Here is a 17,968-nt window from a genome sequence, read left to right on the forward strand (position 1 = left end):
GAGGTCGGCGTCAATGCCGGATTTGTCCGAATACCGCCAACTGGCAAAGGACATGTCAGTGGATGCCGTGGCGCTTGTGCCCGGTCCGAATTTCACCCGCGCTTTGGAAAAACCCTTCATGAGCCACGAACGGCCCTTTGTGGTCGTGATCCCGGCCGAAGGGGCGCCAGCTGCGGTAGTCCCCAATCTTGAGCTTGGTTCATGGGAACTGGTCGGGTTCGAAGGCGCTGTCTTCGACTGGTTCGATCAAACCGGCTATGACGATGCATTTGCCGCGCTGGCCGATCACATGCCGCTGACATCGCTGGCCGTCGAAGGGCAGGTGATGCGGGTCTTCGTGTCCAAGGCATTTACCAACGCGCTGCCGGACTTGCGCATTGTCGATGCCGAGCGTGAGATTTCCGGCCTGCGGATCTGTAAAACCGACGCTGATATCGCGGCGATGCAAGCCGCGGTAGATATCTCGGAACGCGCCTTGGAGCGTGTGATCGCCGATGTACGCGTGGGTCAGACCGAAGTTCAGATCGAGCAAGCCCTCATTCAGGCCCTGTTTGCTGAAGGCGCGGCCTCGCTGGCCTTTGCGCCGATCGTCGCGGCAGGGGACAACTCGGCGCGGCCCCATGGCAAGGCACGCGCGGATTACCGGATCAAGCCGGGCGACGCGCTGCTCTTTGATTTTGGTGCCCGCAAACACGGGTTCGCCGCCGACATTACCCGAACCTTCTTTGTTGCCGAAGCCTCGGACGAGGGAAGGGACGTCTACGACACCGTACTGCGCGCCAACCTCGCCGGATTCGCGGCTTGTCGCCCCGGCGTCACCGCCCACGATATCGATGACGCGGTGATCGGCGTGCTCGAGGCCTCGCCCTATGCAGACCGCATCCGCACCAAAACCGGCCACGGGCTGGGCCGCGACGTGCACGAAGCACCGTACATAATGCGCGGAAATAACCAGAAAATCCTGCCCGGCATGGTCTGGACCAATGAACCGGGGCTTTATGAACTGGACAATTTCGGCGTTCGCATAGAAGATGTAGTGCTTGTAACGCAGGATGGCTGCCAGTCTCTGACCAGCTTTCCCAAAGATCTCACAATCATAGGTCGCTGATGTTTGGCTACTTACTCACACGCCTTGGCATGTTCGTTCCGACATTTCTGGGCGTAACGCTGATTTCCTTCATGTTCATCCGGGTCCTGCCGGGCGATCCCATCATCGTCATGGCCGGTGAACGCGGCATGACCGAAGAACGCTACCAGGAAATGGTCGAGAAGCTGGGCTTCAACAAACCGGTCCTGCAGCAATACTGGGATTACCTCGTCGGCGTCATGCACGGCGATCTGGGCGAAAGCTTTGTCACCAAGAAACCAGTCTGGGACGAATTCTTTGCCCTGTTTCCTGCAACGCTGGAGCTGTCGATCTGTGCGATGATCTTTGCCGTGGCGCTTGGATTGCCTGCCGGTGTGATCGCAGCGGTCAACCGCGGCAAGTTCTTTGACCGGGCGCTGATGTCCTCGGCGCTGGTCGGGTATTCGATGCCGATTTTCTGGTGGGCGCTGCTGCTGATCATCGTGTTCTCGGGCAATCTGGGCTGGACGCCGGTCTCGGGCCGGATCGACCTGCTGTACTATTTCCCCAGTGTCACCGGGTTCATGCTGATCGACAGTCTGCTGTCGGGGCAGGCCGGAGCGTTCGGGTCTGCCGTCCGTCACCTGATCTTGCCAACCATCGTTCTGGGGACCATCCCGCTGGCGGTGATCGCGCGCCAGACACGCTCGGCCATGTTGGAGGTGCTGGGCGAGGACTATATCCGGACCGCCCGCGCCAAAGGCCTTTCACCATCACGGATCAACGGTTTGCACGCACTGCGCAACGCTCTGATCCCGGTGATTACCGTGATCGGTCTGTCTGTCGGCACTCTGCTGGCGGGCGCAATCCTGACCGAAACGATCTTTAGCTGGCCCGGCATCGGCAAGTGGATGGTCGACAGTATTTTCCGCCGCGACTATCCCGTGGTTCAGGGCGGTCTGCTGATGATCGCCGTGATCGTGATGCTGGTGAACCTGCTGGTCGATGTCCTTTACGGCATCATCAACCCCAAAATCCGGAGGCGGTGATGGCTGAACTGTCTGCAAACGCACCTAAAACCGAAGACCGCCCCAGCGCCCTGCGCGAGTTTTGGTACTATTTCAGTGAAAACCGCGGTGCGGTATTCGGGTTATGGGTGTTCACGGCCTTTGTCTTCTGCGCTGCTTTCGCGCCGCTGCTGGCGCCCTATGACCCGACCGAGCAATTCCGCAACCACATTCTGCAACCACCGGCGTGGCAGGAAGGCGGCAGCTGGGCTTTCCCGCTGGGCACCGACCCACTGGGCCGGGATATGCTGTCACGGCTGATCATGGGATCGCGCTATTCCTTCTTTGTCGGCATCGTCGTGGTCTGTGTGGCCGTGACGGGCGGCGTGATCATTGGCCTGCTGTCCGGCTTCGCTCCGAAATGGGTCGATACGCTGATCATGCGGGTGATGGATATCATCCTGTCCTTCCCCTCGCTGCTGCTGGCGCTGGTGCTGGTGGCCATCCTTGGCCCGTCGCTGACCAACGCGATGATCGCCATCGCCATCGTGTTCCAGCCGCATTATGTGCGCCTGACCCGCGCCTCGGTGCTGTCGGAGCGGCAGAAAGACTACGTCACCTCGGCCCGCGTGGCCGGGGCAGGCAAGGCCCGGCTGATGTTCAAAACCGTGCTGCCAAACTGTCTGGCGCCGATCATCGTGCAGGCGGCGCTGTCGTTCTCGACCGCCATTCTGGACGCCGCCGCCCTTGGCTTTCTGGGCATGGGCGCACAGCCGCCCACGCCGGAATGGGGCACCATGCTGGCCGAAGCGCGTGAGTTCATTCTGCGCGCCTGGTGGGTGGTGACCTTCCCCGGCCTTGCCATTCTGGTCACGGTGCTGGCCATCAACCTGATGGGCGACGGTCTGCGCGACGCGCTGGACCCGAAACTGAAGCGGAGCTAACGACATGAGCCTGTTGGATATCCGAAACCTCACCGTCGAATTCGCCACCGCTTCGGGCAAGTTCCGCGCCGTGGACGGGGTGGACCTGTCCGTCGACAAAGGCGAGCTGATGGCCATCGTCGGCGAAAGCGGCTCGGGCAAATCCGTGTCGATGCTGGCGCTGATGGGCCTGCTGCCCTGGACCGCTACGATCACTGCCGATCAGCTGAGCTTCGAGGGCATCGACCTCACCAAAATCTCGGCCCGCGACCGGCGCAATATCATCGGCAAAGACATCGCCATGATCTTTCAGGAGCCGATGTCGTCGCTGAACCCCTGTTTCACGGTCGGCTTCCAGATCAAGGAAGCGCTGCGTATCCATCTGGGTTTGAACCGCAAAGACCGACACCAGCGCGCGATTGAGCTGTTCGATCAGGTCGGTATTCCCGCTCCGGAAAGCCGTCTGAACACTTTTCCGCACCAGATGTCGGGCGGGATGAACCAGCGGGTGATGATCGCCATGGCCATCGCCTGCAATCCCAAGCTGCTGATCGCGGATGAGCCGACAACGGCGCTGGACGTGACTATTCAGGCGCAGATTCTGGATTTGCTGGTCCGGCTGCGCGATGAGCAGGGCATGGGGCTGGTGCTGATCACCCATGACATGGGTGTGGTTGCTGAGACGGCCGAGCGGGTACAGGTTCAGTATGCCGGCCAAAAAGTCGAGGAACAGCCCGTCAAGGACCTGTTCCGCACGCCGCGCCATCCTTACACCTCGGCGCTTCTGAGCGCATTGCCGGAGAGGGCGACATCCAAGATGCTGCCGACCATTCCCGGCGTCGTGCCGGGGCAGTTCGACCGGCCCAAAGGCTGCCTCTTCAGCCCCAGATGCCAGTACGCGGACGATCTCTGCCGGTCCTTGCCACCAACCCCGCACAGCGCCGATTTCGGCAAGGCCCGATGCCACCATGTTGAAAAGATAACCGCCGGAGAAATGGCATGACCGCACCCATCGTTCAGGCCAACGCATTGGCCCGACACTACATCGTCAAGGGCGGGCTGCTGTCGAAACCGGCGACGGTCAAGGCCCTGTCCGGCGTGGATTTCGACCTGAAACCGGGCAAGACGCTGGCCATTGTCGGAGAATCCGGTTGCGGAAAATCAACCCTGGCGCGGGTGGTGACGATGATCGAGGAGCCAACCTCGGGCCATCTGACCATCGATGGCGTCGATATCACGCCATCGAAATGGGCACAGATGCGTGAAACGGTGCAGATCGTGTTTCAGGACCCTTACGGCTCGCTCAATCCGCGTCAGCGGATCGGACAGATCCTGCAGGAACCGCTGATCATCAACCGCCCCGACATGTCCGCCGCCGACCGCGAGGCGCGGGCACGCGAGATGATCGAACTCGTCGGTCTGCGCCCCGAACATTACGACCGCTATCCGCATATGTTCTCGGGCGGGCAACGCCAGCGAATCGCCATCGCGCGTGCACTGATGCTGAATCCCAAGGTTCTGGTGCTGGACGAGCCCGTCTCGGCGCTGGATGTCTCGATCCAGTCGCAGATTCTGAACCTGCTGGTCGAGTTGCAGGAGCGTCTGAACCTGGCCTATCTGTTCATCTCACATGACCTGTCGGTGGTGAAACACTTCGCCGACGACGTGATCGTCATGTATCTGGGCCGGGCCGTCGAAAAGGCCCCAAAAGAGCAGCTTTTCGCGGCCCCTCAGCACCCTTATTCCAAGGCGCTGCTCTCGACCACGCCCCGGGCCGATCCCGAAGCGCGGAAAGAGCGGATCAAGCTGGAAGGTGAGTTGCCTTCACCGATGAACATTCCCCAGGGCTGCGCCTTTGCGCAACGCTGTTGGCTGGCGACCGAAGAATGCCGTGCCGCCCCACCCGAACTGAGCGGTGAAACCCATCAGGTGGCCTGTCTGCATCCTCTGGATTGACCGGGCTTATTCGCCTCCGCGCGTGGCAATGACCATGTCCAGCAACTGGTCCTTGGTGCGCTGAATATGCCGGGTCAGCAGGGCGCAGGCATCCTCGACCCGACCGTCGCGGGCCAGTGACAACAGCTCGCGGTGGTCTTTCTTGGCCGGTTCGCGCTGTTCCATGACGCTGAGATGCATCCGGACATACCGGTCGGATTGCACATTGACCCGCTGTAGGATTTCATTGCTCAGACCGCGCCCGGCAGCCGCATAAAGCGCCATATGGTATTCGTTGTTGAGGCTGCCCCATCTGCCGACATCATAAGCGTCGTAGGACTTTTCCATGTCATCCAGAATCCGGTCGCATTCGATGAAATCGGCCGCGCTCATCTGCGGGATAGCGCGTTTGAACAGGTCCACTTCCAGCAAAACGCGCAGATCGAAAATCTCACCGATTTCCGACAAGGAATGCTTGATGACCGATGCCCCGCGATTGTTGGTCAATTGCACAAGACCTTCGGCATCCAGCCGCTTCAGCGCCTCGCGGATCGGCATGCGAGAAACGTCATAGTCCTCGGCCAGCGCTTCCTGGCGGATGGTCTCGCCTTCGGCCATTTCACCACTCAGAATCCGCTCGCGCAGGTCGTTGGTGATGACTTCGGGCAGGCTTTGTCGGGGGATCGCGCGGGTTCTGGGCATTCGGTCAGTCTCGGGTGCAGGCAACTTGTATCCAAAATACAAAATGAGTGATGGATTTCCAAGTCCCTTGCACGCCACGATTGCAATCAGGTGAAACACCGCATCTGGTGGCATGGTGGACGAAACTTCATCCCTGTTTCACATCCTTTGTCCAAACCGGTTTCAGGCGTTGGCCGAAATGGCCGGGATGATCGCTTGTTTGCAGAAAAACGAAAACCCCGGTCATCTGACCGGGGTCTCTGTTTCAGTCCGGCGGGTCATCCCTGCACAACGTTCTGACGCTGCACACCCAACCCTTTTATGCCCGGCTCCATCTTGCCGCCAGGCTTCAGATAGGTCTGCGGGTTCTGCCCCATTCCCACGCCCGGAGGTGTTCCGGTCGAGATCACATCACCCGGTTGCAATGACATGAATTGCGACAGGTGCGAGATAACGGTGGCCACACCAAAATGCATCGTGTTCGTCGACCCGTCCTGATAACGGTGGCCGTTCACCTCAAGATACATCGGCAGGTTCTGCGGGTCGGCGATTTCATCCCGCGTCACCAGCCAAGGCCCGATCGGGCCGAACGTGTCCGCTGATTTGCCTTTGACCCACTGACCCGAGCGGTGCAGCTGAAAGTCACGCTCTGACAGGTCGTTGACGACGCAATACCCAGCCACATGGTCCAGCGCCTCGGCCTCGGACACGTATTTTGCCTTTTTGCCGATCACGACCCCCAACTCGACCTCCCAATCGGTCTTGGCCGAGCCGCGCGGGATTTCGACAGTGTCGTTCGCGCCAACGATAGCAGAGGTGGCTTTGAAAAAGATCACCGGTTCGGCGGGCAGCTCCATGCCGCTTTCGGCAGCGTGATCGGCATAGTTCAGACCGATGCAGATGAACTTGCCGACGTGACCGACACAGGCACCGATACGCGGGTCGCCCTCGACAACCTGGCCATAGCGTAAAAGCTTCATTTACTGTTCCTTTTCAATTCAGGTGGTCCAGCCGCCCTCGATGGCAAAGGGCTGTCCTGCGGTGTCGTTGCTTGCGTCGCTTGCAAGATACAGCGCTGGTTCTGCCATTTCCTCGGCGGTTCGACTTCGACCCATCGGCTGGCGCGCGATGAAATCCGTCATCGCGTCTCTCACACATGTTCCGGCAGAAGATCAGTCGGCAGGTTCTGGTAACAGACCGGCCTCAAAAAACGCCGGATCGACAGGGTGCCGACCGAGGTTGCGCCGAAATTGGTCGAGGCTGGGTAGGGGCCGCCATGCACCATGCTGTCACAGACCTCGACACCGGTAGGGAAGCCGTTGGCCAGCAGCCGCCCGGCCTTGCGTTCCAGCACGGGCACCAGTTTGCGCGCGGTGTCCGCATCCTCGGCGTCCATATGCAGGGTGCAGGTCAGTTGCCCTTCGACTGCGCGGGCGATGTCAGTCATCTGATCGACATCACGGGTTCGCACGATGATGCCGGTGGGGCCAAAGACCTCTTCATGCAGGCTGTCATCGGCCAGCCAATTGTCGCCGGAAACGACAAACAGGTTCGGGGCGGCGCTGCGGGGTGCGCTGTCTTGGCTGACGATCTGGGTGACTCCGACGCCTTCAGCGAATTGCGCCACGCCCTTGCGGTACGCGTCCGCGATACCGTTGGTCAGCATCGTTTGTTCGCCCGTCCCGGCCAATGCGGACTGCGCTGCCGCCTGCAGGGCATCCGCGTCCGGTCCATCAACCACAATGGCGATGCCGGGATTGGTGCAGAACTGGCCCGCGCCCATGGTCAATGAACCGGCCCAACCGGTGCCGATTTCGGCGCCCCGCGCCGCAGCGGCTTTGGGCAGAACGAACATCGGGTTGACCGAGCCCAGCTCCCCAAAAAACGGGATGGGTTCGGGGCGTTGGGTGCAGATGTCAAACAGCGCGCGACCGGCGCGCAACGACCCGGTGAAACCGACGGCCCTGATCAGAGGATGCTGGGCCAGGGCCGTTCCGACCCCAATCCCGTCGCTTTGGATCAACGAGAACGTACCAGCGGGGGTGCCGGTTGCCTTGATTGCGGCATCAATCGCCTGCGCGACGATCTCACCGGTGCCGGGATGCGCCGGGTGGCCTTTGACAACCACGGGACAGCCCGCAGCCAGAGCCGCCGCCGTATCTCCACCGGCGACCGAGAACGCCAGCGGGAAGTTCGACGCCCCAAACACCGCAACCGGGCCTATCGGGCGCTGGATCATACGTAGGTCGGGGCGGGGCAGGGGCGCGCGGTCCGGCAGGGCGGGATCGTGGCGTTGGTCCAGATATTCACCGGCTTCGATATGATCGGCAAACAGGCGCAATTGGCCAACAGTCCTGCCCCGCTCACCCTGCAGCCGCGCCTCGGGCAGGCCGGTTTCCTGGCACCCGATTTCGGTAATAGCATCACCGCGCGCGTCAATTTCATCCGCGATCTTCCGCAGCAGCGCGGCCCGTTCAACCCGCGTGGACCAGCCGAAAGTGGCAAAGGCCTCCTCTGCGGCCTGAACGGCGGCGTCCGCATGCGCAGGCGTCCCCACAGAGAAATCATGGCTTGGCCCGTGTGCAGGGTCCGACGCGAAAGTGGCCTCGGTCCCGACCCATTCGCCAGCGATCAGGTGTTTTCCGGTCAACATGTTCAAATCTTCCTTAAATCAGCCCGCGCCGGGCGAGGTTTCGCATCAGGTGGGACGCCCCGAACTTCCTTTCCTGATATTCGGTCGACAGGCGCACCGTGTTGGTCAGCGCGCCCAGCTTGTCGTTTGAAATCGTGACGATATCACCCAGTTTATGGGTGAACCCACCCCCCGGAGTATCGCGATCCTGGGTCGGTGCAAAGAGGGTTCCAAGAAACAGCATCAGTCCGTTGGAATATTGGTAATGCCGCCCGATGGTCTGGGCCACCAGATCGACCGGGTCGCGGCGGATATGCTCCGACGGGGCTGTGTGCGGCAGAACGAGCCAAATGGAAACCGACCCACCTGAAACAAGCGGGTCGGTTCGCCGGGTTCTGTCGCAAATTCCTTTGAAGGGTGGGTAGATGGTGCAGGCGGGTCGATTATCCTGCCAGGTGGGCGAACTGCTGATACGGCAAGAGTCCGGGCGTGGACCAACCTTTCCCGATCATGTTGGCCAGTTCAATTCCAGCCAGAGCGGATGCCGCTGAATCAAACGACTTGAATCCCAACATGGGCCGGATCCGACGTTTGATAAACCGGTGATCGTGTTCAATGATGTTGTTGCGAAACTTCCGCCTCACCATCTCGATTGGTACAGGGCAGCCAAAACCAGTCGGCATCTTGTTTATCGCTTTGATGCCAGCGGTGTTGGCCTGCTTTTGTCGATGACAATCTTCCGTGGCAAACCGTTCGCCTCAAGCGCACGAGCGAAGAACTTGGTCGCGGCCGCTTTGTTCCGGCGCTTGGATAGCATGAAGTCCAGGGTTTTGCCGTGTTTGTTGATGGCGCGATAGAGATAAACCCACTCACCCTTCACTTTCACATGGGTCGCATCCATGCGCCATGAACGGTCGGCAGGACGCTTTTTGTACCGCGAAGCATCAGCTACGAGACCGGCGTATCTGCTCACCTAAGAATTCAGCGTCGCGTGATCCAGTTCAACGCCTCGTTCCGCCAGGGTTTACCTCAGGTCCCTGTATGAAACGCCGCAACGAAGGTAAAAGAAAACCGCGAACAGGATCACATCCTTTGGAAAATGCGCGCCCTTAAATGAAATCGTCACGGCCTACTCCTGTCATGCTCTAGTGTGGGCTACCAGAAATGCTCGCGACCTGACAGGCAGGGGCGACGTTTGTGACAGAGCCCTGACCGGGTACTCTCTGGATGGCTGGGAGTACTGGTTCCGATAAACCGCAGCTGCGGGATGGGTTCATGGGGCGCAGATGGTCCCTTGATATTCTCCGCAGAATGGTATACCGCCGCATACAAATGATTGCCGGGTTGGTCAGAACACCGCGAATCCGGCACATAGCGTCACCAATTGCAAACAGCCGGATCAGCCATGAGCCTTTATACAGACTACCTCAGCGAAATCGAAACCCGCAAGGAACAGGGGTTGCACCCCAAGCCCATCGATGATGGCGCACTTGTCAAAGAGATTGTCGGCCAGATCAAGGATACCGGCAACGCACACCGGGCGGAGTCGCTGAACTTTTTCATCTACAACACGCTGCCGGGCACAACCAGCGCCGCAGGTGAAAAGGCCAAGTTCCTGAAAGAGATCATTTTGGGCGAGGCCGCTGTCGAGGAAATCTCGGTTCCCTTCGCGTTCGAACTGCTGTCGCACATGAAAGGCGGCCCCTCGGTCGAGGTTCTGCTGGACCTGGCCCTGGGCGATGACGCCGCGATTGCGGGTCAGGCTGCCGACGTGCTGAAGTCGCAGGTTTTCCTGTATGACGCCGACACCGACCGGTTGAAGGCCGCGTTCGAGGCCGGCAATGCGGTGGCGAAGGACATTCTGGAAAGCTATGCCAAGGCCGAGTTCTTCACTAAGCTTCCTGATCTGGACGAAGAAGTAAAAGTCGTGACCTATATCGCCGGTGAAGGTGATATTTCGACAGACCTGATGTCGCCGGGCGCCGAGGCGCATTCGCGTTCCGACCGAGAGTTGCACGGCCAGTGTTTCAGCACTCCGGAAGCCCAGGCCGAGATTCGCGCATTGCGTAAAGCGCATCCTGATGCCCGCGTGATGATGATCTCGGAAAAAGGCACCATGGGTGTGGGGTCGTCGCGCATGTCAGGGATCAACAACGTGGCGCTGTGGACCGGCAAGCAGGCCAGCCCTTACGTGCCTTTCGTCAACATCGCGCCGGTCGTGGCGGGCACCAATGGTATCTCTCCGATCTTCCAGACCACCGTTGGCGTGACCGGTGGTATCGGCATCGACCTGAAGAACTGGGTCAAGAAGGTCGACGAAGACGGCAACGCGATCCTGAACAATGACGGCAACCCGATCCTGGAAGAGGCCTATTCGGTCGCAACCGGCACGGTTCTGAAGATCAACACCAAAGACCACAAGCTGCTGAGCGAAGATGGCGAAGAGCTGGCCGATGTGTCCGCGTCCTTCACGCCGCAGAAAGTGGAGTTCATGAAGGCGGGCGGGTCTTACGCGGTTGTTTTCGGCAAGAAGCTGCAGACATTTGCGGCCGAGACGCTGGGCGTCGAAGCGCCCTTGGTCTTTGCCCCGTCGAAGGAAATCAGCCACGAAGGCCAGGGCCTGACTGCGGTCGAGAAGATCTTTAACAAGAACGCGGTCGGCACCACGCCGGGCAAGACCTTGCACGCCGGGTCGGATGTGCGTGTGAAGGTCAACATCGTCGGCTCGCAGGACACCACCGGCCTGATGACCATGCAGGAACTTGAGGCGATGGCGGCAACGGTCGTGGCGCCCAGCGTTGATGGCGCCTATCAGTCGGGCTGCCACACCGCATCGGTCTGGGATACCAAGGCACAGGCCAACACGCCGCGCCTGATGAAGTTCATGAACGATTTCGGCCTTGTCACCGGTCGTGACCCGAAAGGCGTCTATCACGCGATGACCGACGTGATCCACAAGGTGCTGAACGATATCACCGTGGATGACTGGTCGGTCATCATCGGCGGCGACAGCCACACCCGCATGTCCAAAGGCGTGGCCTTCGGGGCTGACTCGGGCACCGTGGCACTGGCGCTGGCCACCGGCGAAGCCTCTATGCCGATCCCGGAATCGGTCAAGGTGACCTTCAAGGGCAACATGGCCGAGCACATGGACTTCCGCGATGTGGTGCACGCCACCCAGGCGCAGATGCTGGAACAGCATGGCGACAACGTGTTCCAGGGCCGCGTGATCGAAGTGCATATAGGCACGCTGCTGGCGGATCAGGCCTTTACCTTCACCGACTGGACCGCCGAGATGAAGGCTAAGGCTTCGGTCTGTATTTCCAATGACGACACCCTGATCGGTTCGCTGGAACTGGCCAAGTCGCGCATCCAGATCATGATCGACAAGGGTATGGAGCATGAAAACGGCATGCTGCAAAAGCTGATCAACATCGCGGACGCTCGCATCGCCGAGATCAAGTCGGGTGAAAATCCGGCTCTGCGCCCAGATGACAACGCGAAGTACTTCGCCGAGGTTGTCGTCGATCTGGATCAGATCGTCGAGCCGATGATCGCCGACCCGGACGTTAACAACGCCGATGTTTCCAAGCGCTACACCCACGACACGATCCGCCCGATCTCTTACTACAATGCAGAAAAGCAGGTGGATCTGGGCTTTGTCGGCTCGTGCATGGTGCACAAGGGGGATATCAAGATCGTCGCGCAGATGCTGAAGAACCTGGAAAAGGAAACCGGCAAGGTCGAATTCAAGGCGCCGCTGGTTGTAGCGGCCCCGACCTACAACATCATCGACGAGTTGAAGGCGGAGGGCGACTGGGAAGTGCTTGAGAAATACTCGGGCTTCGAGTTCGACGACCTGTTCCCGAAAACGCAGGCGCGCACCGAGTATGAGAATATTCTCTATCTCGAGCGTCCCGGCTGTAACCTCTGCATGGGTAACCAGGAGAAAGCCGCCAAGGGTGACACGGTTCTGGCCACCTCGACCCGCCTGTTCCAGGGCCGCGTCGTGGCAGATGCACCGGACAAGAAAGGCGAAAGCCTGCTGGCCTCGACCCCGGTTGTCGTGCTGTCGGCCATCCTGGGCCGAACGCCGAAGATCGAAGAGTACAAGGCGGCGGTCGAAGGCATCGACCTGACCAAGTTCGCCCCGCCCGTGGTGCCGGAAAACACCAAATCGGCGCATTTCTAAGACCAGTCAGGCCGGTTCATCACGAACCGGCCTGAACGTTTCCCGACAGCGGATTTCATGATCCCGCCCGCTTGACCACGGTGATGTCAAAACACGAACCGGACGGGTGAAATAGGTGAAACCCGACCAACAGGCGGGTTGTCTTTTGATCGGTTCCCGCCTAGTCAGAGCCTCACCTCGGGGTGCGTGGCGTGGCTACGCTGAGATGCCTTTGGCGAACCCGTTGAACCTGAACCGGCTAGAACCGGCGGAGGGAAAGGTGACGGTTTCATCCATCCTTGCCCTCTCGCCGCAATGGAGGATGACATGAAACATCTGATGATTGCTGCGGGACTCCTGAGCGCAACCACGGCCATTGCGGCCGATAAACCTCAGCTGACCGTGTATACCTATGACAGCTTTGTCTCGGACTGGGGCCCCGGCCCACAAGTGAAAGAGGCGTTTGAGGCTGTCTGTGACTGCGAGCTGAACCTTGTCGGCGTCGAGGACGGCGCGGCGCTGTTATCGCGTATCCGGCTTGAGGGTGAGAACTCGGACGCTGACGTTGTGCTGGGGCTGGATACCAACCTGATCAATGCGGCCAAGGAAACCGGCCTGTTTGCGCCCAGCTCGGTCAGCGCGGAATACACGCTGCCGATCGAGTGGACGGATGAGGTGTTCGCGCCCTATGACTGGGGCTATTTCGCCTTTGTCCATAACGCCGATGCTGCGGCGCCCGCGAATTTCCGTGAACTGGCCGAGGGTGACACCAAGATCATCATTCAGGACCCGCGCGCCTCGACCCCCGGTCTGGGGCTGCTTTTGTGGGTGCAGGCAGCTTATGGTGATGAGGCGGCGGATATCTGGGCAGGTCTGGCCGACAATATCGTCACCGTGACCAAGGGCTGGTCCGAGGCGTATGGCCTGTTTCTGGAAGGTGAGGCCGACATGGTTCTCAGCTACACCACATCGCCTGCCTATCACCTGATCGCCGAGGAAGACGCCAGCAAAGCGGCGGCTGCTTTTGACGAAGGTCATTATATGCAGGTCGAGGTCGCGGCAAAGCTGGCCGGGACCGACCAGCCGGAACTGGCGGATCAGTTCCTGAGATTCATGGTTTCGGACGCGTTCCAACAGATCATTCCGACCACCAACTGGATGTATCCGGCGGTGACTCCGGCAGCGGGGCTGCCCGACGGGTTCGACACGCTGATTCAGCCGGAAAAATCCCTGCTGTATTCTCCGGATGAGGCCGCCGCTGTGCGGGATCAGGCGCTTGCGGAATGGCTGAGCGCGCTCAGCCAGTAAGCCCCTGGCCGGGCGTTGGCGCGGCGGCTTTGGTGGCCGCGCTGATTCTGGGGACCCTTGCCGCTGTTGCCCTGCGAGCCGACGCGGCGGGGGGCTTCGGCCCGGCGGATTGGGCTGCGCTGCGGTTCACACTTGTTCAGGCGGTATTGTCGGCCCTGTTCAGCGCGGCGCTGGCAGTGCCGGTGGCGCGGGCGCTGGCCCGGCGCCGGTTTCCGGGGCGGCGGGTGCTGATCGCGCTGTTGGGCGCGCCGTTCATTCTGCCGGTCATCGTGGCGATCCTCGGTCTGTTGCAGGTCTTTGGCCGCGCGGGCTGGATTTCGGATTTTTTGGGAGTTTTCGGCCTGCCGCCGATGCGGATTTACGGGTTGCACGGCGTTGTTCTGGCGCATGTGTTCTTCAACCTGCCGTTGGCCACGCGGCTGATCCTGCAGGCGTGGCAGGAAATCCCCGCCGAACGTTTTCGTCTGGCCGCGCAGTTGGGCTGTGACGGAATGGCGATGTTCCGCCTGATCGAGCTGCCGATGCTGAGGCGCATCCTGCCCGGCGTGCTGGCGGTGATCTTTGCCATCTGTCTGACCAGTTTTGCCGTTGCCCTCACCTTGGGCGGGGGACCGCGGGCAACAACGATCGAACTCGCCATCTATCAGGCCTTTACCTATGATTTCGACCTTGGCCGGGCAGCGTTGCTGTCGGCGTTGCAACTGGCGCTGACCGCGGCGGCTGCGCTGGCGGCCCTGAAGTTTTCGCGCGGAGACGGGTTTGGAGCCGGGCTGGACAGAGCCATCCGCCGCTGGGATGGCGGTGCGCCAATACTTGATGCGTTTTGGATTCTGGCGGCGGCGGCGTTTCTGCTGCTGCCTTTGGCGGCGGTGGTGATTTCGGGGCTTTCGGGGCTGTTCGAGATGCCTTCACTGGTGTTCCGCGCGGCGCTGACCTCGGTTCTGGTGGCGGCGGCCAGCGCGGCCGTTCTATTGATGCTGGCCTTGCCCATGGCCATGGCCGTTGCGACCGGACGGTACGGTATTGTCGAACTCAGCGGTATTCTGGGGCTGGCAGCCTCGCCCTTGGTGATCGGCACCGGCCTGTTCATCCTGATCCGCCCGATGGCCAACCCGGCGGCACTGGCGTTGCCGGTCACGGCGCTGGTAAATGCGGTTATGGCGCTGCCGTTCGGCCTGCGTATTCTGGTGCCCGCCGCGCGGGACGTGGTCACCCGGCATGGGCGGCTGGCACTGTCGCTGGACATGGACAAAACGACCTTTTTCACGAGGATTCTGCTGCCCCGCATGCGCCCGCAAATCCGCTTTTCCGCCGGTCTTGCCGCTGCGCTGTCCATGGGGGATCTCGGTGTCATTGCGTTGTTCGCCGATCCGCAGATCGCAACCTTGCCGCTGCAGATTTACCGGTTGATGGGGGCCTATCAGATGCAGGCGGCGGCCGGGGCGGCGCTGCTGCTTTTGGTGCTGTCGATGGGGGCATTCTGGCTTTTGGATCGCGGAGGGCGATTACATGCTGAAACTTGATCGTTGCGTCATTGAAAATGGCGGTTTCGCCCTGGAGGCCGATTTTACAGTCGAGGCCGGGACCAGCGTTGCCATTGTCGGCCCCTCCGGCGCGGGCAAGTCGACGTTGCTTGAGGCAATCGCCGGGTTTCGCGGCCTCAAACAGGGGCAAATCCTGTGGCAGGGGCAGCGGATTTCCAAACTTGCCCCGGGAAAACGCCCGCTGGCGATGCTGTTTCAGGATGGCAACCTGTTCCCGCATCTGACGGTGGAACAGAACGTTGCCCTGGGCCTGCGCCCGAACGGGCGTCTGTCGGCAGAGGAACAATCGCAGGTCCAATCCGCGCTGGCCCGCGTGGCGCTGCCCGGTCTTGAGGGGCGCAAACCGGCCGAGCTGTCCGGTGGCCAGCAAAGTCGGGTCGCGCTGGCCCGGGTTCTGGTGCAACGGCGCGACATGCTGTTGCTGGACGAACCCTTTGCGGCGCTGGGACCGGCGCTGAAAGCGGAGATGCTGGATCTTGTTGCAGGGTTGCTGGCCGAGACCGGAACAACCCTGCTGATGGTCAGCCATGACCCGCAGGATGCCCGCCGCATTGCCGAGCAGACCGTGCTGGTGGCCGACGGGCGCGCGCATCCACCCGCAGCGACCGCGCAGCTGTTCGACAATCCGCCACCCAGTTTGCGGGCCTATCTGGGCTAGCACCTATTTTCGGTTGTGGAAGATGAAGCCGAGGAAGTTCAGCAGGACCTGAGCCGCCAGAATCTGTGTGCTTTCCGTCTGATCATAGGCCGGGGCGACCTCGACCAGGTCGATACCGACCACATCGCCGCGCTTGCTCAGCCCCTGAAGGATTTCCAGCACGTCATAATACAGGAACCCGCCATGGCTGGGCGTTCCGGTGCCCGGCGCGATCGAGGGGCAGAACGCGTCGATATCAATGGTGACATAATAGCGCGCGCCCTCGGGGATGCGCTCCAGAACACCGTCCGTACCCAGTTTGCGCACCTGCCGGACCGACAGGATGTCCGAGCCACGGGCGCGGGCGTCTTCATAGCCTTCTCTGGCGGTCGAGGACACGTTGCGGATGCCCAGCTGTGTCATCCCCGAGACGTAGTCCTTTTCGATCGCCCGCCGCATCGGGTTGCCGTGGCCTTCGGTGACGCCGTGGCGTTCGTCGACAAAATCCAGGTGCGCGTCGATCTGAACCACATGAATGGGGCCGTTCTTGTCGCAATCCTCGGCAAAGGCGCGGATACAGGGAATGTTGACCGAGTGATCGCCGCCGATGGTCACCGGCAGCGCACCGGCATCCAGTATTTTCTTCACGCCATATTCGATATTGGCGTGGCTTTCCTCGGTCTTGGTGTGGATGATATCGGCGTCGCCCAGATCGACAATCCGCACGTCGGCGCCCAGATAGGTGGCGTCGTCCTCGTGGTCATAGGCGCCAGCATGGCCAAAGCTGAACAGGGTCGAGGCCTCGCGCACCGCACGCGGCCCGAACCGGGCGCCCGAGCGGAACTGACATCCGAAATCGAACGGTGCGCCAAGTATGGCGACATCGGCATCAATATTGTCCCAGTCCCCGACATAGGGCTTTTTGCCAAAGGTCGCGATGCCGACAAAGGGCAGGTTCAGACGACCCGATTCATAGCCATGACCCGACATGATCTCTCCGTTCTTTTTGCGTTACCGTTACAGGAACTGCGTGAATTCAGATGATGCCGCCAACTGTCCGGAGGCAGTTCGCAGGATGATAAGAAAAGTGCGGTGCACCGCAAGCCACCACCGACCAACAATGGTGAAAAGCGGCGGTAATGAACGCCACATCTAAGGCTTGGCGTTTGCATGTGTCTTAGGCGCAATATGCGCAAGCATACCGCATGTCAGCGAAAAAACTTCGCGGTGTTGTCCAGGCACTTGTCACATTAAAGGTCATTGACTAGGACCGGTTGGAGCAAATCAGATATTGAGCATTTTATGTTGATCACACCTGTTCTTCTTTGCGGTGGTTCCGGAACGCGCCTGTGGCCCTTATCGCGTAAAAGCTATCCCAAGCAATTCGTGCCGCTGGTTGGCGAGGAAACCCTGTTTCAGGCCTCTGCGCGGCGGCTTTCCGGGGCGACGGACAGTCTGAGCTTTGCGGCGCCGGTGGTGCTGACCAACTCGGATTTCCGCTTCATCGTGGCCGAGCAGCTGCAGGCCATCGGGATCGACCCCGGTGCCATTCTGATCGAGCCCGAGGGGCGCAACACCGCGCCGGCGGTGCTGGCTGCGGCGCTGCGCGCCCATGCCGAAAACGCCGATGCGGTGCTGCTGGTTGCCCCGTCCGACCACGTGGTTCCCGATGTGGCCGCGTTCCAGGCCGCCGTTGCCCGCGGGATGGAGGCCGTGGCGCAGGGTCAGCTGGTGACCTTCGGCATCACCCCGACCCATCCGGAAACCGCCTATGGCTATCTGGAACTTGCCTCGGCGTCGGCCAATGACGGCTCACCGGTGCCGCTGAAACAGTTTGTCGAAAAGCCCAACATGGCCCGCGCCACCGAGATGCTGGCGGCCGGCACCTTCAAGTGGAACGCGGGCATTTTCCTGTTCCGCGCGGCGGACATGATCGCCGCCTTCCGCGCCCATGCGCCCGCATTGATGGCACCGGTCGAAGCGGCGGTTGACACCGCGACGCCGGATCTGGGCTTTCTGCGCCTGAACCCGGACCCGTGGGGGCAGGCCGAGGATATCTCGATC

Annotated in this window: 16 protein-coding genes, 1 pseudogene and 1 riboswitch; of the genes and pseudogenes, 10 read left to right on the forward strand and 7 right to left on the reverse strand. The window is 60.9% G+C overall.

Annotation, left to right across the window (positions count from 1 at the left end; genetic code table 11):
• Positions 1–13: 13 nt before the first annotated feature.
• The 5 genes from ACR0NT_RS11270 to ACR0NT_RS11290 are packed head-to-tail and all read left to right on the forward strand — an operon-like array spanning position 14 to position 4,952.
• Positions 14–1,108 (forward strand): M24 family metallopeptidase, encoded by a 1,095-nt coding sequence (locus ACR0NT_RS11270; RefSeq protein WP_170673757.1) that lies wholly within the window; start codon positions 14–16, stop codon positions 1,106–1,108.
• Positions 1,108–2,115, forward strand: coding sequence for an ABC transporter permease subunit (locus ACR0NT_RS11275; protein WP_170446484.1), 1,008 nt, complete (start codon positions 1,108–1,110; stop codon positions 2,113–2,115). The genes ACR0NT_RS11270 and ACR0NT_RS11275 overlap by 1 nt, the downstream gene beginning before the upstream one ends.
• Positions 2,115–3,017, forward strand: a complete 903-nt coding sequence (locus ACR0NT_RS11280; RefSeq protein ID WP_170446482.1) for an ABC transporter permease subunit — start codon at positions 2,115–2,117, stop codon at positions 3,015–3,017. Before ACR0NT_RS11275 ends, ACR0NT_RS11280 begins: the two co-directional genes overlap by 1 nt.
• Before the next feature lie 4 nt (positions 3,018–3,021).
• Positions 3,022–3,999 (forward strand): ABC transporter ATP-binding protein, encoded by a 978-nt coding sequence (locus ACR0NT_RS11285; protein ID WP_170446480.1) that lies wholly within the window; start codon positions 3,022–3,024, stop codon positions 3,997–3,999.
• A complete protein-coding gene (locus ACR0NT_RS11290) occupies positions 3,996–4,952 on the forward strand; it encodes a dipeptide ABC transporter ATP-binding protein (RefSeq protein WP_170446478.1) in 957 nt (318 codons plus the stop codon). Before ACR0NT_RS11285 ends, ACR0NT_RS11290 begins: the two co-directional genes overlap by 4 nt.
• Positions 4,953–4,958: 6 nt before the next feature.
• On the opposite strand, the gene ACR0NT_RS11295 is transcribed toward ACR0NT_RS11290, so the two are convergent.
• From ACR0NT_RS11295 to ACR0NT_RS11320, 6 genes and pseudogenes are all read right to left on the reverse strand, one after another.
• Complete coding sequence (locus tag ACR0NT_RS11295) at positions 4,959–5,633, reverse strand: GntR family transcriptional regulator (protein WP_170446476.1); 675 nt, start codon at positions 5,631–5,633, stop codon at positions 4,959–4,961.
• 257 nt (positions 5,634–5,890) lie between these two features.
• A complete protein-coding gene (locus tag ACR0NT_RS11300) occupies positions 5,891–6,592 on the reverse strand; it encodes a fumarylacetoacetate hydrolase family protein (RefSeq protein WP_170446474.1) in 702 nt (233 codons plus the stop codon).
• A gap of 18 nt (positions 6,593–6,610) precedes the next feature.
• A complete protein-coding gene (locus ACR0NT_RS11305; protein ID WP_170446472.1) occupies positions 6,611–6,754 on the reverse strand; it encodes an SDR family oxidoreductase in 144 nt (47 codons plus the stop codon).
• Between the two features lie 8 nt (positions 6,755–6,762).
• Positions 6,763–8,265: an aldehyde dehydrogenase (NADP(+)) gene (locus ACR0NT_RS11310; protein ID WP_170446470.1), complete on the reverse strand. Its 1,503-nt coding sequence runs from the start codon at positions 8,263–8,265 to the stop codon at positions 6,763–6,765.
• Between the two features lie 13 nt (positions 8,266–8,278).
• Positions 8,279–8,533 (reverse strand): hypothetical protein, encoded by a 255-nt coding sequence (locus ACR0NT_RS11315; RefSeq protein WP_480443081.1) that lies wholly within the window; start codon positions 8,531–8,533, stop codon positions 8,279–8,281.
• Positions 8,534–8,687: 154 nt separating this feature from the next.
• Positions 8,688–9,370: pseudogene (locus tag ACR0NT_RS11320) on the reverse strand (IS6 family transposase).
• A 279-nt stretch (positions 9,371–9,649) separates the two neighbouring features.
• Between ACR0NT_RS11320 and ACR0NT_RS11325 the strand changes: the two are divergent.
• The 4 genes from ACR0NT_RS11325 to ACR0NT_RS11340 all read left to right on the forward strand — a co-directional run bounded on the left by ACR0NT_RS11325 (position 9,650) and on the right by ACR0NT_RS11340 (position 15,925).
• Positions 9,650–12,436 (forward strand): bifunctional aconitate hydratase 2/2-methylisocitrate dehydratase, encoded by a 2,787-nt coding sequence (locus tag ACR0NT_RS11325; RefSeq protein ID WP_170675158.1) that lies wholly within the window; start codon positions 9,650–9,652, stop codon positions 12,434–12,436.
• A 168-nt stretch (positions 12,437–12,604) separates the two neighbouring features.
• Positions 12,605–12,710: riboswitch (TPP riboswitch) on the forward strand.
• Positions 12,711–12,742: 32 nt separating this feature from the next.
• Positions 12,743–13,723: a thiamine ABC transporter substrate binding subunit gene (gene thiB / locus ACR0NT_RS11330; RefSeq protein WP_170675156.1), complete on the forward strand. Its 981-nt coding sequence runs from the start codon at positions 12,743–12,745 to the stop codon at positions 13,721–13,723.
• Entirely contained in the window at positions 13,699–15,246 is a 1,548-nt protein-coding gene (locus tag ACR0NT_RS11335; RefSeq protein WP_170675154.1) for a thiamine/thiamine pyrophosphate ABC transporter permease ThiP, read from the forward strand. Before thiB ends, ACR0NT_RS11335 begins: the two co-directional genes overlap by 25 nt.
• Complete coding sequence (locus ACR0NT_RS11340; protein ID WP_170449087.1) at positions 15,233–15,925, forward strand: ATP-binding cassette domain-containing protein; 693 nt, start codon at positions 15,233–15,235, stop codon at positions 15,923–15,925. The genes ACR0NT_RS11335 and ACR0NT_RS11340 overlap by 14 nt, the downstream gene beginning before the upstream one ends.
• A 3-nt stretch (positions 15,926–15,928) precedes the next feature.
• Here ACR0NT_RS11340 and speB read toward each other — a convergent pair whose 3' ends face one another.
• Positions 15,929–16,894, reverse strand: a complete 966-nt coding sequence (gene speB, locus ACR0NT_RS11345; protein ID WP_170449086.1) for an agmatinase — start codon at positions 16,892–16,894, stop codon at positions 15,929–15,931.
• 312 nt (positions 16,895–17,206) lie between these two features.
• Between speB and ACR0NT_RS11350 the strand changes: the two genes are divergently transcribed.
• The coding region (locus tag ACR0NT_RS11350; RefSeq protein WP_480443084.1) for a mannose-1-phosphate guanylyltransferase at positions 17,207–17,968 on the forward strand (762 nt) is incomplete at its 3' end.

Source organism: Ruegeria sp. AB10, from assembly GCF_056542745.1.

What these genes read in the sequence shown, in the direction of transcription:
- ACR0NT_RS11340 (WP_170449087.1), top strand. Translation starts at nt 15,233, where the DNA reads ATGCTGAAACTTGATCGTTGCGTCATTGAAAATGGCGGTTTCGCCCTG.
- ACR0NT_RS11300 (WP_170446474.1), bottom strand. Translation starts at nt 6,592, where the DNA reads ATGAAGCTTTTACGCTATGGCCAGGTTGTCGAGGGCGACCCGCGTATC.
- ACR0NT_RS11270 (WP_170673757.1), top strand. Translation starts at nt 14, where the DNA reads ATGCCGGATTTGTCCGAATACCGCCAACTGGCAAAGGACATGTCAGTG.
- ACR0NT_RS11280 (WP_170446482.1), top strand. Translation starts at nt 2,115, where the DNA reads ATGGCTGAACTGTCTGCAAACGCACCTAAAACCGAAGACCGCCCCAGC.
- ACR0NT_RS11285 (WP_170446480.1), top strand. Translation starts at nt 3,022, where the DNA reads ATGAGCCTGTTGGATATCCGAAACCTCACCGTCGAATTCGCCACCGCT.
- ACR0NT_RS11305 (WP_170446472.1), bottom strand. Translation starts at nt 6,754, where the DNA reads ATGACGGATTTCATCGCGCGCCAGCCGATGGGTCGAAGTCGAACCGCC.
- ACR0NT_RS11290 (WP_170446478.1), top strand. Translation starts at nt 3,996, where the DNA reads ATGACCGCACCCATCGTTCAGGCCAACGCATTGGCCCGACACTACATC.
- ACR0NT_RS11295 (WP_170446476.1), bottom strand. Translation starts at nt 5,633, where the DNA reads ATGCCCAGAACCCGCGCGATCCCCCGACAAAGCCTGCCCGAAGTCATC.
- speB (WP_170449086.1), bottom strand. Translation starts at nt 16,894, where the DNA reads ATGTCGGGTCATGGCTATGAATCGGGTCGTCTGAACCTGCCCTTTGTC.
- ACR0NT_RS11310 (WP_170446470.1), bottom strand. Translation starts at nt 8,265, where the DNA reads ATGTTGACCGGAAAACACCTGATCGCTGGCGAATGGGTCGGGACCGAG.
- thiB (WP_170675156.1), top strand. Translation starts at nt 12,743, where the DNA reads ATGAAACATCTGATGATTGCTGCGGGACTCCTGAGCGCAACCACGGCC.
- ACR0NT_RS11335 (WP_170675154.1), top strand. Translation starts at nt 13,699, where the DNA reads ATGGCTGAGCGCGCTCAGCCAGTAAGCCCCTGGCCGGGCGTTGGCGCG.
- ACR0NT_RS11325 (WP_170675158.1), top strand. Translation starts at nt 9,650, where the DNA reads ATGAGCCTTTATACAGACTACCTCAGCGAAATCGAAACCCGCAAGGAA.
- ACR0NT_RS11275 (WP_170446484.1), top strand. Translation starts at nt 1,108, where the DNA reads ATGTTTGGCTACTTACTCACACGCCTTGGCATGTTCGTTCCGACATTT.